Source organism: Parahaemophilus parainfluenzae, assembly GCF_001055095.1.
Lineage (GTDB): Bacteria > Pseudomonadota > Gammaproteobacteria > Enterobacterales > Pasteurellaceae > Haemophilus_D > Haemophilus_D parainfluenzae_Z.
Genome location: NZ_JVHG01000026.1, coordinates 100,718 through 116,917, shown reverse-complemented (window position 1 = coordinate 116,917; position 16,200 = coordinate 100,718). Strand labels below are relative to the sequence as shown.

Sequence of the window (16,200 nt, the reverse complement as noted above, 5' to 3'; positions counted from 1 at the left end):
CATTTTTACGATAAGCTACACCATATTTTTGTTGCAATAACAAGGGATTCGATATGTTAGAACAAATGGGCAAACAGGCCAAAGATGCAGCCTTTATTTTAGCGCAGTTAAACACCACTGAAAAAAATCATGCGCTCAGCATTATTGCAGATCAATTAGAACAACAAGCGGAGCGTATTCTAGCCGCGAACCAAAAAGATATTGAAATTGCGAAACAAAACGGCTTATCTGAAGCCTTAATTGATCGCCTTTTATTAACCGAAGAGCGCCTAAAAGGTATTGCGAATGATGTCCGCCATGTGATTTCTCTCACTGATCCAGTGGGAAAAATTATTGATGGGGGCACCTTAGATAGCGGATTAAAAATCGAACGCGTTCGTACACCGCTTGGCGTAATTGGTACCATTTACGAAGCACGTCCCAATGTCACCATTGATGTGGCGAGTCTTTGCTTAAAAACCGGTAATGCCGTGATTTTACGTGGTGGAAAAGAAACACAACATTCCAACCAAATTTTAGTGGAAGTGGTACAAAATGCCCTTGAACAAGCGGGATTACCACGCCATGCAGTCCAAGCTATTACCGATCCGAATCGTGAACTTGTGATGCAACTGCTTAAATTGGATCGCTACGTGGATATGATTATTCCTCGTGGGGGCGCCGGTTTACATGAGCTTTGTAAACAACATTCTACCATTCCAGTGATTGTCGGTGGTGTGGGTGTTTGTCATCTTTTTGTGGAAGAAAGTGCAGACCAAGAAAAAGCCCTTGCGGTGATTGCTAATGCAAAATGCCAACGTCCAAGCACATGTAATACGTTGGAAACGCTTTTAGTTCAACGCTCGATTGCAGAAACCTTCCTACCAAAACTCGCGAAATATTTAGCCGAGAAAAAAGTAAAATTCCATGCAAAATCGACCGCACTTTCGATTCTTCAAGCTGCAAATGTCGATGTGCAAGAAGTGACCGAACAAGCACTACGCCAAGAATGGGGCTCACTCGATCTCAATGTCGTGGTGGTTGAAGATATGGATGAGGCAATTGCTCACATTCGTGAATATGGCACACAACATTCAGAAAGTATCTTAACGGAAAACCAACGATTAGCGACACAGTTTATTAATCAAGTAGATGCAGCAGCCGTGTATGTTAATGCAAGTACTCGATTTACCGATGGCGGACAATTTGGTTTAGGTGCAGAAGTGGCGGTAAGTACTCAAAAACTTCATGCTCGTGGTCCAATGGGATTAGAGGCCTTAACCAGCTATAAATGGGTCTGTATCGGCGATTACACTTCTCGTAAATAGTCTGTTTCATCCATAAAAAAACCGCACCTTGAAAGCATCAAAGTGCGGTTATTTTTTATCTCGTTTTTAGTGTTTACCGAATAATTTCATTGCGGGTAATACAATCGCACAAGCAATCGCCCCAACAATCACACCAACGACTAACGTTGCCACATTACCTAATAAGCCATCAGCTAATTGATAATCAGCGAGCAAATGATGAATGAAATCTACATTATGCACAAAAATACCGCCACCGACTAAGAACATCGCAAGCGTACCGATAAAACTAAGTGAACGCATAAATTTTGGCATAATCACTAAAATTGCATTCCCGATTGACTTCGCTACGCCCCCTTTTTTGATAAGGTATAAGCCGAAATCATCCGCTCTAACAATCAATGCGACCAAGCCATAAACAAAAATAGTAATTCCGATACCCACTATCGAAAGAGAAATGATGCGAGTCAGCAAGCTCGCTTCAGTTAATTCACCTAATGCAATAATGATAATTTCAGCGGAAAGAATAAAATCGGTACGAATTGCCCCTTTAATTTTAGCGGCTTCATTAAAGGTTGTTTTTTCTTCATGCTCTTCGTGAGCAATAAATTTATGTAGAATTTTCTCTACACCTTCAAAACACAAATACGCCCCACCAATCATCAGAAGCGGCACGATCAACCAAGGTAAAAACGCAGAAAGCAATAAAGCAATTGGAATTAAAATGATTTTATTGACTAACGATCCTTTGGTGACAGCCCAGACAATGGGTAATTCACGATCGGAAGATGCCCCTGTTACCTGATTAGCATTTAAGGCTAAGTCATCGCCTACCACACCAACGGTTTTCTTGGCTGCCATTTTGGTCATTAAGGCAACATCATCAAGAATCGATGCAATGTCATCAATAAGGGTAAAAAGAGAGCTAAACGCCATATTCTTTCCTTTATAAAGTTAAAATTTAGAGAAATGAGTTTTAGACTGGTCGAATGCTTTCGACATCCAACTTCGCATCAAACTCTTTTTGTAATAAAAGCAGTTTTTTATCTTGCTGCAAATCAGTACGCGCCTGTTCACGTAAGTCTTGATAAACTTTTTTACGGTAATCCATCGGTGTTAAAACATCGGAATCTTCAACAAAAATAGATAATTTGACTGGTTTTTCATATAAACGTTCAAGATGATCCACTAGATTTTTAATATTTCGATCTTGTTTTAAATGCGCTTTTTCAGAATGAAGCCCGAGTTGAATTTCATCTTCTGTTTGCGACTTAATGAAGCAATTTAATGCTAACTCTTTTGAAAAGCCAATCACACCAGAACGTTCGACAATATCCGTCCAAGGATCTTGTTTTTGCGTAATTTGAATAATTTTCTCACGCAATTCTGGTGTCACATCTTTCAACATTGCCTGTTTAATATCAGAAGGACGCACACCACTATCTACTTTGGCTAAATCCGGATTACTCCACTCCCAACGGTAGGTTTCCGCATCGAGAATTTCTTGCTCTTCCGCATCCATTTCAGCATTGTCATCAATGGTATTTTCAACCGTCTCAATACCTTGCTTTAACTCGTCAGCTTGTTGAGTCATTGGATTTAGTACCGCTACTTTCGTTTGCGTCGCTTTCGTTTGCGCAGCTTTCGGTGGTGTCATCTCTCGCACAGGAAGTGCGGTCATTTTTGGCGAATTTTTTTGCTCATCTAACTCTTGGAGGTAATGCAAGGTTTCTTCCACTGCGGCTTGCTGTTCATCATGATGATGCTGGCGCTCTGATTGCTCAATTTTCGTTAATTGATTCAATGCCTCTAGCGCAGCAAGGCTGGCTAAATTCAATGAAGATGAGGTTTGAGTGGAAACAGGTTGAGAAGTTGAAGAATGCATAGCCGCTGATTGAACCATTGGCTTTTGCACTTGTGCAGAATAATTTGCTTTGATGTTTTGCGACAGCACCGGCATATCCACATAACCAGAAACAGGCTGATTTTCAACCGCACTTTTCTGTGTATTTTGTTCAGGGGATAGCCCGCCTTGTTTAGGCGTTTGTGCTGCCGTAAGGAACTTTGGGTGGAATGCCAATGCCCTCAATAATGTCATTTCTGCACCAATTCGACGATTTGGTGCGGTAGCCAATTCTTTTCGACCCGATACAATCACTTGATAGAAAAATTGTACGTCTTCCGGTGAAATATGTTTAGCCAGAAAACCGAGATGATCGTTTTCATCCGTAGCATTTTTAGCGAGCAACTGCATTAACGCAATTTGATGCAATTTCTCTGCTGTCTCTGCCAATAACTCATCCCAATCGCCCGCTTTTTCAGCCACAGTTTGGATGGTTTTCATTAAACGCTCACCGTTACCTTGATGTAAGGCGTAAATGATTTCAATCGGCTGATCTTCATCTAACAGCCCAAGCATGGTATTCACCACATCGGTGGAAACTCTACCATTACCCATGGCAATCGCTTGATCCGTTAAACTTAAGCTATCGCGAATACTCCCCTGTGCCGCTTTGGCTAATTTATCTAATGCTGGTGCATCAAAAGGAATATTTTCGGCAGTAAGCACGCCATTAAGATGCGCTGAAATTTGCGGTTCATCTAATGCTTTAAGATGAAATTGCATACAACGGGATAAAATCGTAATCGGTAATTTTTGTGGATCCGTTGTAGCGAGTAGGAATTTCACATATTCAGGTGGCTCTTCCAAGGTTTTTAATAACGCATTGAAAGAATGGCGAGAAAGCATATGAACTTCATCGATAAGATAGACTTTATAACGCCCTACTACCGGCTTATATTGCACATTGTCTAATAGCTCACGCGTATCTTCTACTTTGGTACGAGAAGCCGCATCGATTTCAATTAAATCAATAAAGTTGCCCGCTTCGATCGCTTTGCAGTTTTCACATTCACCACAAGGATCGGCAGTAATACCGTTTACACAATTCAAGCCTTTCGCAAATAAACGAGCAATAGAGGTTTTCCCCACGCCACGGGTGCCGGAAAATAAATAAGCATGATGTAAACGGTTTTCTTTTAAACCGTTCTCCAAAGCAGTGAGTACATGGCTTTGCCCCACTACTTCAGAAAAGTTTTTTGGTCGCCATTTTCTGGCTAAAACTTGGTAGCTCATCGCATCTCTTTAAAAATTAATGGCCTTCAAAATTGACTAAGGTGTAGCAATCAATGCCTAAATCACGTAAGCGTTTTTCGCCCCCTAATTCTGGCAAATTAATCACAAAAGCAGCATGTTTCACTTCACCACCTAAACGTTGAACTAATTTCACGGTAGCTTCAACTGTTCCACCCGTTGCTAACAAGTCATCAATGATTAACACATTATCACCTTGCGAAATGGCATCAGTGTGCAATTCAAGGGTGTCTTGACCGTATTCTAATTGATAAGACTGTGCAATCACTTCACGCGGTAATTTGCCTGGTTTACGAACGGGGATAAATGGCAAGCCTAATGCTAATGCAACTGGCGCACCAAAAATAAATCCACGAGACTCGGTACCAATTACTTTTGTGAGTCCTTGATCTTTATACTTTTCAACGATCAAATCGATTGTGGCTTTAAAAGCAGCAGGCACTTCAAGTAAGCTCGTGATATCACGGAAAATAATGCCTTCTTTTGGATGATTTGGGATAGATTTGATAGAAGATTTGATTAATTCAAGTTGTTTGTTCATAAATAATTGCTCAAAAAAGAGTAAGAAAAAATCCTGTTTTTAGGCTCGCATTCTAGCATATAAAAAGGCAAAAGTGCGGTGAATTTTGACCGCACTTTTGTAAATAAAATGAATTAATCTGGGTAAATATCTTCCCCGTCTTTTCGAGTACGAAGAAGCTGTAAAATCCAGACATATTGTTCGGGTGTTGGCGTAACGAAATACTCAATTTCTTCGTTCATCGCACGGGCTGATTGCTCAGGATCGTCGCTTAATTGCATCGGTGGGCGAATTTCCATTTCATATTTCCCACTCTTGGCGTTATAGCGAGGGAACATTGGAATAACCACCGCTTTCGCTAATTTTGCCATTTTGTTTAACCCAGGAAGCGTCGCCTTATAAGTAGCAAAGAAATCCACAAAGACACTTTGCTCGGCACCAAAATCTTCATCAGGAAGATAATATCCCATTTGACCTTGTTTGATGTGTGCTAAAAAAGGCTTAATACCATTTTGGCGAGCATGCATTTTTCCGCCAAAACGTTGACGCGCTAAAGTCCACAACCAGTCCACCAACGGATTTCGGTGCGGGTTATACATTGACGTCATCGGCATGCCGTGTGTATGCAAAATAATGCCAGAGGCATCTATCGCCCAACCATGTGGTACCATCAAAATGATGTTATGCCCTTCAGCTTTCGCTTGTTTGATATGCTCAAGGCCAATGAATTCGCTACGTTTTTGTAAATGTTTTTTTGAACGAATGGCAATCTCACCAATTCCGAGCATCACTTGCGCGACGGTCACAAACATCTCTTCAATCACTTTGTCACGCTGCTCTGCCGTCCAATCCGGGAAACAGAGTTTCAAATTAATCTCGGCACGAATACGTGGTTTACCAATTTTTTTCGTCAGCGCACGAGCCAGTTTCTCGGACATTTTATCGCGTAAACGAAATGGCACAAAAGCAAGTAACAAAAGCACAAAAATACCAAACCAAATGCCCCAATTTTTCGGGTGCAAATATGACCATGAAAAATGTGGTTCATAGCCTGTTCGTGCCGTAATACGTAATTTTTTTTGAGAATCTGTCATAATCAATCGTTAAAAATGAAACCAACCTTGATCATACGCCATTTTTATCGTCATGATAAATGACATAATCACCACCATCGGTCTGATCAGTTGTTTACCTTTGGCCATCACCATTTTTGCACCTAAATTTGCACCTATCAGGCTTCCTGCCATCATCACTAAACCGACAGTCCAAATCACATGACCACCAATTAGGAAAAAAATTAATGAGGCTAAATTTGAGGTTAAATTCATCACTTTGGCATGCGCAGTAGCTTTAGTGAGGTTAAATCCAAGTAACGTCACACAAGCTAGGTTCATCAATGAACCCGTCCCAGGCCCGAAAAAGCCGTCATAAAAACCCAGTAATGAACCAAAACATAACGCAAAAACAACGTAAGAAATTCGTTGTTTACGATCACTTTCACCCAATTTAGGCGTAAATAAAAAGTATAAGCCGATCGCTAAAATGAGAAATGGAAGCCCTTTTTTAATTAATGATGCATCTAAATTTTGTATGAGTAACGTACCAATCACCGAGCCGATAAAAATCACCAGTAAGATGAAAGAAAACTCCGATAAATTGACCGCTCTTTTACGCAGAAAGTAAATACTTGCCGACAACGCACCACCGAATGCTTGTAATTTATTCGTGCCTAATGCCATTGCTGGTGGCATGCCTGTCATTAATAAGGCAGGGATTGTAATTAAGCCTCCACCACCCGCTATCGCATCAATAAATGCGGCAATAAAGGCAGCAGCAAAAAGCATGGCTAATATATCAATCCCCAACTCCATGATTTAACTCCTACTCTAACCATTCACTACTATTTGGCGAACTCAACACCTGTTGGCATAAAAACGGCTCTGGTGGTGTCACTTTTGGTTTAGAAGAGCCTGAACCTGGTTTTGCAGGTTCAAGCCAAGAATAAAGTTCATCGCCACAACCATCGCCTGCTGGTACCGGTGCTTGATCTTCACAATAAGCAGCATCTTTCGGGCAAGCAATGCGAACGTGGAAGTGTGAATCATGCCCAAACCATGGACGAATTTTGTGTAACCAAGCACGATCATCACCCGCAGTCTGACAAAGTTTTAATTTAATCGCTGGGTTCACAAAAATACGGGTCACTTTGGGATCTTGCGCAGCCAATTTAATTAACGTTGCATGATTGTTATTCCATACATTTTCATCAACACGTTGTGTTTGACGGTTCACCACAAGCAAGCCTTTTCCGTCAGAATTTAACGCTTCACTGTCTGTCATGGTCCCCATGCGCAACCAAATATCCGCGTCTAATCCCATTTGATGGCTTGCATGCCCCGTTAAAAAGCGACCACCACCTGGCATAGCAATATCCCCAACTAACATCGTTGGTAAGCCTGCTGACTTCGCTTTTTGTCCAAGACGCTGTAAATAGGCAATCATATCCGGATGACCATAATAGCGATTTTTATTCATACGAATCACTTGGTAGCCCTCACCTTTATAAGGCAATGGCTCTGCCCCGATAATACAACCATTCGAATAGCTGCCGATTGGATTTGCTTTACCATCTGTTGCAGGAATTGGACGTTTAATCCGTTGCCAGTCTTGTGGCGAGGCTGTTGTTTGCAACGAGAAAAAAACACACCCTAAAGCAACCGCACTTGAAAGTAATTTTGCTAAAGATTTATTCATAAGATTTACTAAAATAAGTTGATTTCTCTTCAATAAAAGAGCGCAAGAAGCTTAATTTAAAATAGTTATTTACACTGCGCCTTAAAACGCAATAAATGGTCGAGTAAAACAATTGCAACCATAGCCTCTGCAATGGGTACTGCACGAATACCCACACAAGGATCATGACGACCTTTTGTCACCACTTCGACAGGATCGCCTTCTAAATTTATAGAACGACCTGGAATAGTAATACTAGACGTCGGTTTCAATGCGATCGTTGCAATAATTGGCTGACCTGAGCTAATACCTCCTAAGATACCGCCAGCATGGTTGCTTTCAAAACCATTGGGTGTCATTTCATCACGATGTTGACTGCCACGCTGTTCAACCACCGCAAAACCATCGCCAATCTCTACGCCTTTAACGGCATTAATCCCCATTAAGGCATGGGCTAAATCGGCATCAAGTCGATCAAAAACAGGCTCTCCTAAACCAACAGGAACATTCTCTGCAATCACGGTTAGTTTGGCACCAATCGAATCGCCTTCTTTTTTCAATTCACGGATTAATTCATCAAATTTTTCGACCGCACTTTCATCTGGACAGAAAAATGGATTGCTATTCACTTTATCCCAATCAATTTTGCCGACAGTCTGTGGTGCGATCTTCACTTCGCCAATTTGACTCAAAAAGCCACGCACTTCAATGCCAAACTGCTCACGTAAATATTTCTTTGCAATCGCTCCCGCAGCAACACGCATGGCGGTTTCACGGGCTGAAGAGCGTCCACCACCGCGATAATCACGAATACCGTATTTTTGTTGATAGGTAAAATCTGCATGCCCTGGACGGAAACGATCTTTGATATCGCCATAATCTTGTGAACGTTGATCACCATTTTTAATGATCATTCCAATGCTGGTACCCGTTGTTTTACCCTCAAATACCCCAGATAAAATCTGCACTTCATCGTCTTCACGACGCGGTGTGGTATAGCGTGATGTACCCGGTTTACGACGATCTAAATCAGGTTGAATATCGGCTTCCGATAATTCAAGATTCGGTGGCACACCATCAACGATGCAGCCTAATGCAATACCATGTGACTCCCCAAAGGTTGTCACACGAAAAAGTTGTCCGATAGTATTCCCTGCCATATTGTCTCTCTTTAATTAATGATTTTGGGCTAATTTTGCCACATCAATAAATGGAATTTCTTCGCCAGTATCTTTATTTTTAATAAAGATATCTAATTGATTGAATGCAATATCAATATTATTTTCTGCAAATAACTCATTTACACGACGATTGAGCGCATCCAACGTATCATTTCGCTCAGATACTTGCCCAACATAAACACGTAGTTCGTGATCTAACGTGCTTGCACCAAAGGTTAAAAATAGCGCTCTTGGTTCTGGCTCTTTTAAGATGTTTGGTTGCTCATTTGCAGCTTGCAATAATAAACGTTTCACTAAGTCTAAATCTGAACCATACGCCACACCAACTGACACCACTAAACGAGTAACGGTATTAGACAATGCCCAATTGATCACTTGACCTGTTACAAAAGATTTATTTGGCACAATCACTTCTTTTCGATCAGGATCAATCATGGTAATCGCACGAATACGGATTTTAGCCACCGTCCCTGTCACGCCATTAATTGTTACTGTATCGCCTACACGGATTGGACGTTCAAATAATAAAATGATACCCGAAACAAAGTTTGCAAAAATTTCTTGCATACCAAAACCGAGACCAACGGAAAGGGCTGTAAACAACCATTGTAATTTCGACCAAGACATCCCGAGTGTTGAGAATGCCCATGCTCCACCAACTGCAACCAAGATATAGGTTAATAATGTTGTAATGGTATAAGGTGTACCTTGTGAAAGTTTCACTCGAGAGAAGATTAATACTTCTAAAATACCCTGAATGTTACGCACTAAAATATAGGTAATCACGACAATGATTAATGCAACAATCAAGTTAAAGAGTGAGATGGTTTCTGTCACCACACCCGCTTCAGTCGTTGAAGTTTGCTGCCATAAGGTAATGTCTCGCAAGTAACTTACAACAGTGACTAAATCTGACCATACATAATAGAAGATGGCAAAAAGTGCGGTCCAAATAAAGAGATCGGCAAAGCGTAGTAACTGGCTACGCACTTCATTTAAGGCCAATCCCTCTTCTTGTTCGGTAATTACGACCACATCATCAGATGGTGAGCCATCATTTAAATCTTGTTTTTTTTGCTGACGCTTCTCTTGTAAACGACGATAAGCTAAACGTCTTGATGCTACGGTGACACCACGATAAATTGTATGACGCACCAACGACCACACCACCCATGCAATGTAGGTATTAATAATATGCGTAATTAAATTTAAGGAGGTGTAATAATATCCTAAAGCAATTAGTACAATTAAAATAACAGGGACCAATTGCAATAAAACGCGCATAATTTTTAAAAGCGTTCTATCACGCTGATCCGTTATGCTTGAACTCAAGGATTTTTCTGTACGAACAAAACGTGGTGCAATAATCACAATACAGAAAAGCAACGCAACAATGGTATGTATTTCACCCAATACGTCATTTGCTAAGCCTGTATCCATGACATTACTGAAAATTGATGTATTCAGTAATAACACAACAGAAACAATAATACGTTTCGTAACATCTTGTAGGCTAGCTGCACTCTCTTTAGCAAAACCAAAATGGCGCACTAAAATACCATTCGGACGAAGAATAGCTAAAACAAAACTAAAGAACCACCAATAGCCCGCCATACTGAGCGACCATTCCCAAAACTCCTGTGGATTTTTCACCAAGAAAAAGCCCAACAATTGGCAAGCCGCTAAGAACCAAAGGGTACCTGATAACGATAAAAGCGCCGTATAAAATAACGCAAGCGGCGTATGCCACTGGCTATCAGAACGAAGCTTATTAATTTCGCCATTAATCACGCTCAAACGTTGTTTAATCGATTCTTTAAATTTGAAAATCAACCCACCAATCACAAACAAAATAAAGACATAAGTGAGTAAATACGGCAAATTATCAAAATTTGTTGGGAAGCCAATTTTCTTTCCAATGCCATCAAATTGTGCCTTGAGTGACATTGGCAGTTTTTTGATCCAATCTAAGTTAATTGGATTATTACTTTTTACCCAGAAACTTTGTTGATCGAGTTTAGACTGAATCTGATCACTGATTTGAGTAATCTGTTGTTGGGTTAGCTCTAAGGAAATCGCCAAGTTCAACTGATTATTCAATGACTTAATCAAATCAGAGGCCACTTTTCGACGTTCTGTCAATAAACTGGCTAATTGTGCTTTTTCCGTAGGGGTAAAAGACTTATTTTCATCTTGCTCTATTTTACTGATATAGGCATCAATATCATAAAGCTCGTTACGTTTCTGAGTAATATCAAAGATCTTCACGCGCAAATCTGCGATTTGTTTTGAAAGCCCTTGAATATTTAAATTGGTTGGTAATTTTTGTTTTTGTTGTTGAATAATACGTGAAAGCACTAACGTTCCTTGCAAAGCACTAATTTGCTCATCAATGGTACGTTGGGTTTGAGTTAAATTATCCAATACATTGCGCATACGCAATTCATCTTGCGTTAATGTATTCGTCTTCGCTGTTTGCTCAAGTAAATATTGGCTCAGCTGCGCATTCAGATCTAATTCTTTCTGAATAAATGGATTTTTTACAGCACTTTGACTTTGTTGTTGTACCTGCTCAACTTGGCTTTGTGTTTGCGCCAAATTCTTTTGGTTAATCGCTTCTTGAATGGCTGCAATTTGTTGCTGCAATGCTTGAACACGAGTATTTAATAACTCATATCGACTTTGATAAAGCACTGTCAACTGATCGCTATTTTTTAATAGCACTTGATTATAGATATTTTTTAGTTCTATCAGTTGCAATTCAAGCTGAATTTGCTGTTTTAATAGCGAACTAGCTGTTGGGTCAGCCAATTTCTGATTCAATTCTTGCGTACGTTTAACATTATCTGTTAAGGCTGTTTGGGCGCGTTCGGATACAGCGCTTTGCCCTGCAAGTTGTGCATTCACTGCACTTAATGCAGATTGAGCATCTTGTTGTTGATTGGTCAGTTTCTCAACCTGAGCCTGTAAAGTCGCTAAACTTTGCGAAGCATAATCGGTGTTATTTGGCGTGCTTAGCTGTTTTTTAAGATTTTGAAGATCGGCATTATTCTTCTGAATTTCAGAATCTGCATCAATAAGCGTATCTTGCAAATCGTTATTATTTTTTTGCTGTGTTTGAATTTGTTGCAAGAAATCAAGCGAAGCCTGGATTGTCGCGACGTTATTTGTTTTTTCATCACCATCTGGTAATTTTTGTGCCTCGGCTAATTCACTTTTTAGTGTTTTTTCCGTCGGTAAATCCGCATTATTATTCTCTGCCCAAACAGGCTGAGAAAGCGCCAGCGTAAAAACAAATGAAAGACCAAGTGCGGTCAAAACGCGAGAGATATTTTTCATTAAACTAACTTTCCTATTGTTGCGACAGCCAATCGGCGAGTGCCTTGCGAGAAATCTTTATTGCCCCTTGGATTAAATCCTGCGGGAGTTCATAGTAGGCAACAGGTTGCTTAAATCGTTCCAATCGCCCTTGTAAAAAAATGTTGAGAGATTCGACCGCACTTTCATTAAATGAGGTATGAAATTCAACAATCGCGACAGGGCGATGGCCAAATTCCTCATCATGTTTAGGTAAAACAAAAACTTGTTTTACTGAATCTGATTGTGCAATCACTTTTTCAATTTCTTCCGGCTGAATATTTTCACCACCGGAAATAAACATATTATCCAATCGGCCTTGAATGACTAATTCATCATCAAGCCATTGACCTTTATCTTTGGTTTGGAACCAGCCTTCGTGATTCGTGAGTGGATCTATACGTCCATCGCGCCAATATCCCATGGCAAGCCCTGCACCTTTTAACCAAACTTCTTCATTCACTAACTTGAACTCTCGGCCAAGTAAAGGTTGACCTACACCAATTTTTCCATCCGATTGTTTAGCGAATACGGTAGAAGCCATTTCTGTCATACCATAGCCTGAATAGCTTCGAATACCTAATTCACTTAATACTTGGGTTAATTTTACAGGGATTTGTGTCCCACCTAATAACACGGCTTGCGTTTGGATAGGTTGAGGATACTCCGTCAAATAATCAAACCAACGCTGCAATTGAGTTGGCACGAGAGAAACATGGGAAACATAACCAATAGATTGATAAAAATCTTCTTTCGGTAGTACTAAAGTTGCACCCGCATACAGCCAACGCCACACAATACCTTGTCCGGAAACATGATAAAGCGGTAAAGAAAGTAGCCATGATTGATCTTTGCCAAAATTCATTAAGGCACAAACGCCTTCTGCATTAGCTAAATGAGCAGAAACATTATGCACCACCGCTTTAGGCAAACCAGTCGAGCCCGATGTTAATGTCATCGTTGCCGCTTTTGTAAAATCAGCGTTATGTTCGGGTAATGCTTTAACAGCTAAATAATGAATATCTTCGGTTTGATAACAAAAACCCACACCATACATTCGACACAATTCTTCTCTTTTTTCTTGAGGAAATGCAGGGTTGATACCTAAAATTTTTGCACCTAGCTGAATAACGGCTAAATAAAGAAATAAGATCTGTTCTGAATTTTTACCACAAAAAGCAACCGCACTTTGCGCTGTCACACCTTGTTGTAAAAGAAAGGCTTCTACCTGATTAATTTTCTCAGCAAGTTCTGCCCAAGTAAAAGGATCGCCCTGCGAATTTCGCAACGCGACCTGATTTACATGTGCTGAATTTTGGGCAAATGCTTGCCAAGGGAATTTTTGCATCGACTTAGTTGCTAACGAAATAAGGGCGAACTTCGTCGATTAAATATTCTGGCAAATGCATAGACTGCATCGCCCCTTCTAACATCAACATTTTACGGCCACTATTGGTATTGGTAATCACCCAATATGGCGTATCTGGAATTTGTTTTGGTTTAGTATGATTCCCCGCCACAAGCAACGTCCCTTCATCACGAGCAAAATACACACGAGTACGGCCTTGCAAGCTTTCTGTTGCCTGTGCAAAGCTTTCTGGATTGGTACGATAAAGCGTACGTAATATACTTAAAAAACGTACAACCGCTTTTGGCTCTTCTTTAAATTCAGCAGAATTCAAGAGCGCACGGACTTTATCAACAATATGATTGATTGCTTCATCCGATTGTTTTTTCACTGCTTTTGGCGGTTCGACAGGTTCAACTTTTGGTTGAGATGCTTCGGTTGCTTTTTCCGTTAAAACAGGCTCAGAATGCACCGCACTTTTTGGCGTTTCAGCTGATACGACTGATTCAAAGAAATCAACTGAGCTTGTTGCGTGAGTGGGTAAATTCAACAAACGGCGAAGAATATCAGACGCACTTTCTCCAATAGATTGAGTTTGTGCCGCAATGTATTGATACAATTCTTCATCGACTTCAATTATCTTCATTTTTTTCTCTCCGTTTGCTAAAATTTTCGTCCATTATAACGATTTCTAACCAAATTCTCACGCAAAATATATGTCATCTTCCCAATTATTAAACCATCAATTTCACCAAGCAAAACAATCAATTAATTCGCCCACTTTAGTTTTCATTCACGGCTTATTTGGGGATATGAATAATCTTGGTGTCATCGCGCGTGCATTTAGCGATAACTATAATATTTTGCGCGTAGATTTACGTAATCATGGGCATAGTTTTCATTCAGAAACAATGAATTACGATGTCATGGCTGATGATGTATGGCAACTTATCGATCATCTTCAATTAGATAAGATTATCTTAATTGGTCATTCAATGGGTGGAAAAACGGCCATGAAAATGACCGCTCTTCAACCACAGCGCGTAGAAAAATTGGTCGTCATTGATATTGCCCCAGTCGCAAATAGCAGTGCTGGACATGATGATGTGTTCCGTGGTTTGTTTGCTGTGAAAAAAGCGCAGCCACAAACTCGTCAACAAGCTAAGCCTATTTTAGAAACTGAAATTGCCGATCCGAGTGTGGTGCAATTTATGTTGAAATCTTTTGAGCCGTCTTCAAGTGAATATTTTCGTTTCAATTTGACCGCACTTTTTGAACATTATGCGGAGCTAATGGATTGGCAAGAGGTCTTCGCTAATACGCCTACACTCTTCATCAAAGGTGGGCTTTCATCTTATATTAAACCTGAATATACCGAAACCATTCTAAAACAATTCCCGAATGCGACCTCCTTCACCATCAATGGTTGTGGGCACTGGGTTCATGCAGAAAAACCTGATTTTGTGATACGTGCTATTGATAGGTTTCTAAATAAGAATTAATCGTTTTAAATGAGAATTATTCTATTCAAATGAGAATTCATTTATGTTATAGTTCGCACAAATTGTGGGGCTTTGATCCCTCATCTTTTTTCTACTCACCTAATTTTATTTCAAAAGGAAAGAACAATGGCAGTTGTCGGTTTATTTTACGGTAGTGACACAGGTAATACAGAAAACATTGCAAAAATGATTCAAAAGCAATTAGGCAACGAACTCGTTGATATTCGTGACATTGCAAAAAGCTCTAAAGAAGATATCGAAGGTTATGATTTTTTACTTTTCGGTATTCCAACTTGGTATTACGGTGAAGCACAAGCTGACTGGGATGATTTTTTCCCAACCTTAGAAGAAATTGATTTTACTGACAAATTAGTCGGTATCTTTGGCTGTGGCGATCAAGAAGACTACGCAGATTATTTCTGTGATGCGATCGGTACAGTACGTGATATCGTTGAACCACGTGGCGCGATTATCGTGGGCAATTGGTCAACTGATGGTTACACCTTTGAAGCATCAAAAGCATTATTAGATGACGGAAACTTTATCGGTTTGTGTATCGATGAAGATCGTCAACCAGAACTCACAGCAGAACGCGTAGAGAAATGGACGAAACAAATCTACGATGAAATGTGTTTAGCAGAATTGGCTTAACCATCTCTATTTAGCAAATTAAGGGAACATTATGTCTGAAGAAAACATCAAATTACTCAAAAAAGCAGGGTTGAAAATCACCGAACCCCGGCTGACTATCCTTGCGTTAATGCAAGAACATAAAAACGAGCATTTCTCAGCTGAAGAAGTGTATAAAATCTTATTAGAACAAGGCAGTGATATTGGTCTTGCAACTGTATATCGCGTGCTTAACCAATTTGATGAAGCGCATATCTTAATTCGTCATAATTTTGAAGGTAACAAGTCTGTTTTTGAACTTGCACCAACAGAACACCATGATCACATTATCTGTGAAGATTGCGGTAAAGTATTTGAGTTTACTGATAACATCATTGAACAACGTCAAAAAGAAATCAGTGAACAACATGGCATCAAATTAAAAGCACACAGTTTATATCTCTACGGCAAATGTAGCGATATCAACAAATGTGAAGAGAAAAAATAATT

At 40.0% G+C, this 16,200-nt stretch carries 14 protein-coding genes; 4 read left to right on the top strand and 10 right to left on the bottom strand.

The features are described 5' to 3' along the window. The first annotated feature begins 53 nt into the window (after positions 1-53). Positions 54-1,307 carry a glutamate-5-semialdehyde dehydrogenase gene (gene proA / locus ADA56_RS09380; protein WP_049370284.1) on the top strand — a complete coding sequence of 418 codons (1,254 nt, stop codon included), beginning with the start codon at positions 54-56 and terminating at the stop codon, positions 1,305-1,307. Positions 1,308-1,373: 66 nt separating this feature from the next. Here proA and ADA56_RS09375 read toward each other — a convergent pair whose 3' ends face one another. The 10 genes from ADA56_RS09375 to seqA form a co-directional block, all read right to left on the bottom strand. Next, positions 1,374-2,222, bottom strand: coding sequence for a DUF808 domain-containing protein (locus ADA56_RS09375; protein WP_049370283.1), 849 nt, complete (start codon positions 2,220-2,222; stop codon positions 1,374-1,376). A gap of 40 nt (positions 2,223-2,262) precedes the next feature. Further along, positions 2,263-4,422 carry a DNA polymerase III subunit gamma/tau gene (gene dnaX / locus ADA56_RS09370; protein ID WP_049370282.1) on the bottom strand — a complete coding sequence of 720 codons (2,160 nt, stop codon included), beginning with the start codon at positions 4,420-4,422 and terminating at the stop codon, positions 2,263-2,265. A gap of 16 nt (positions 4,423-4,438) precedes the next feature. Further along, on the bottom strand, positions 4,439-4,981 hold the full coding sequence (apt, locus tag ADA56_RS09365; protein ID WP_005698770.1) for an adenine phosphoribosyltransferase: 543 nt from the start codon (positions 4,979-4,981) through the stop codon (positions 4,439-4,441). Positions 4,982-5,094: 113 nt separating this feature from the next. Next, positions 5,095-6,054 (bottom strand): lauroyl-Kdo(2)-lipid IV(A) myristoyltransferase, encoded by a 960-nt coding sequence (gene lpxM, locus ADA56_RS09360; RefSeq protein WP_049370281.1) that lies wholly within the window; start codon positions 6,052-6,054, stop codon positions 5,095-5,097. Between the two features lie 9 nt (positions 6,055-6,063). Beyond that, a complete protein-coding gene (locus ADA56_RS09355; protein ID WP_049370280.1) occupies positions 6,064-6,831 on the bottom strand; it encodes a TSUP family transporter in 768 nt (255 codons plus the stop codon). Between the two features lie 10 nt (positions 6,832-6,841). Continuing rightward, on the bottom strand, positions 6,842-7,714 hold the full coding sequence (gene mepA / locus ADA56_RS09350) for a penicillin-insensitive murein endopeptidase (protein ID WP_049370279.1): 873 nt from the start codon (positions 7,712-7,714) through the stop codon (positions 6,842-6,844). A gap of 65 nt (positions 7,715-7,779) precedes the next feature. Then, the gene (gene aroC, locus ADA56_RS09345; protein WP_049370278.1) at positions 7,780-8,853 is read right to left on the bottom strand and encodes a chorismate synthase; all 1,074 of its coding nucleotides are present in this window, start codon (positions 8,851-8,853) and stop codon (positions 7,780-7,782) included. Between the two features lie 15 nt (positions 8,854-8,868). Further along, on the bottom strand, positions 8,869-12,213 hold the full coding sequence (gene mscK, locus ADA56_RS09340; RefSeq protein ID WP_049370277.1) for a mechanosensitive channel MscK: 3,345 nt from the start codon (positions 12,211-12,213) through the stop codon (positions 8,869-8,871). A gap of 13 nt (positions 12,214-12,226) precedes the next feature. After that, positions 12,227-13,579, bottom strand: coding sequence for an o-succinylbenzoate--CoA ligase (gene menE / locus ADA56_RS09335; RefSeq protein WP_049370276.1), 1,353 nt, complete (start codon positions 13,577-13,579; stop codon positions 12,227-12,229). Between the two features lie 4 nt (positions 13,580-13,583). Then, entirely contained in the window at positions 13,584-14,225 is a 642-nt protein-coding gene (gene seqA / locus ADA56_RS09330) for a replication initiation negative regulator SeqA (RefSeq protein ID WP_049370275.1), read from the bottom strand. A 70-nt stretch (positions 14,226-14,295) separates the two neighbouring features. Between seqA and ADA56_RS09325 the strand changes: the two genes are divergently transcribed. From ADA56_RS09325 to fur, 3 genes are all read left to right on the top strand, one after another. Then, positions 14,296-15,081, top strand: a complete 786-nt coding sequence (locus tag ADA56_RS09325) for an alpha/beta fold hydrolase (RefSeq protein WP_049370274.1) — start codon at positions 14,296-14,298, stop codon at positions 15,079-15,081. Between the two features lie 126 nt (positions 15,082-15,207). After that, the gene (fldA, locus tag ADA56_RS09320) at positions 15,208-15,732 is read left to right on the top strand and encodes a flavodoxin FldA (RefSeq protein ID WP_049370273.1); all 525 of its coding nucleotides are present in this window, start codon (positions 15,208-15,210) and stop codon (positions 15,730-15,732) included. A gap of 31 nt (positions 15,733-15,763) precedes the next feature. Then, positions 15,764-16,198 carry a ferric iron uptake transcriptional regulator gene (fur, locus tag ADA56_RS09315; protein ID WP_049370272.1) on the top strand — a complete coding sequence of 145 codons (435 nt, stop codon included), beginning with the start codon at positions 15,764-15,766 and terminating at the stop codon, positions 16,196-16,198. Positions 16,199-16,200: the final 2 nt, after the last annotated feature.

Coding starts and splice junctions, on each gene's coding strand:
- proA (WP_049370284.1), top strand. CDS start 54: ATGTTAGAACAAATGGGCAAACAGGCCAAAGATGCAGCCTTTATTTTA.
- ADA56_RS09375 (WP_049370283.1), bottom strand. CDS start 2,222: ATGGCGTTTAGCTCTCTTTTTACCCTTATTGATGACATTGCATCGATT.
- dnaX (WP_049370282.1), bottom strand. CDS start 4,422: ATGAGCTACCAAGTTTTAGCCAGAAAATGGCGACCAAAAAACTTTTCT.
- apt (WP_005698770.1), bottom strand. CDS start 4,981: ATGAACAAACAACTTGAATTAATCAAATCTTCTATCAAATCTATCCCA.
- lpxM (WP_049370281.1), bottom strand. CDS start 6,054: ATGACAGATTCTCAAAAAAAATTACGTATTACGGCACGAACAGGCTAT.
- ADA56_RS09355 (WP_049370280.1), bottom strand. CDS start 6,831: ATGGAGTTGGGGATTGATATATTAGCCATGCTTTTTGCTGCTGCCTTT.
- mepA (WP_049370279.1), bottom strand. CDS start 7,714: ATGAATAAATCTTTAGCAAAATTACTTTCAAGTGCGGTTGCTTTAGGG.
- aroC (WP_049370278.1), bottom strand. CDS start 8,853: ATGGCAGGGAATACTATCGGACAACTTTTTCGTGTGACAACCTTTGGG.
- mscK (WP_049370277.1), bottom strand. CDS start 12,213: ATGAAAAATATCTCTCGCGTTTTGACCGCACTTGGTCTTTCATTTGTT.
- menE (WP_049370276.1), bottom strand. CDS start 13,579: ATGCAAAAATTCCCTTGGCAAGCATTTGCCCAAAATTCAGCACATGTA.
- seqA (WP_049370275.1), bottom strand. CDS start 14,225: ATGAAGATAATTGAAGTCGATGAAGAATTGTATCAATACATTGCGGCA.
- ADA56_RS09325 (WP_049370274.1), top strand. CDS start 14,296: ATGTCATCTTCCCAATTATTAAACCATCAATTTCACCAAGCAAAACAA.
- fldA (WP_049370273.1), top strand. CDS start 15,208: ATGGCAGTTGTCGGTTTATTTTACGGTAGTGACACAGGTAATACAGAA.
- fur (WP_049370272.1), top strand. CDS start 15,764: ATGTCTGAAGAAAACATCAAATTACTCAAAAAAGCAGGGTTGAAAATC.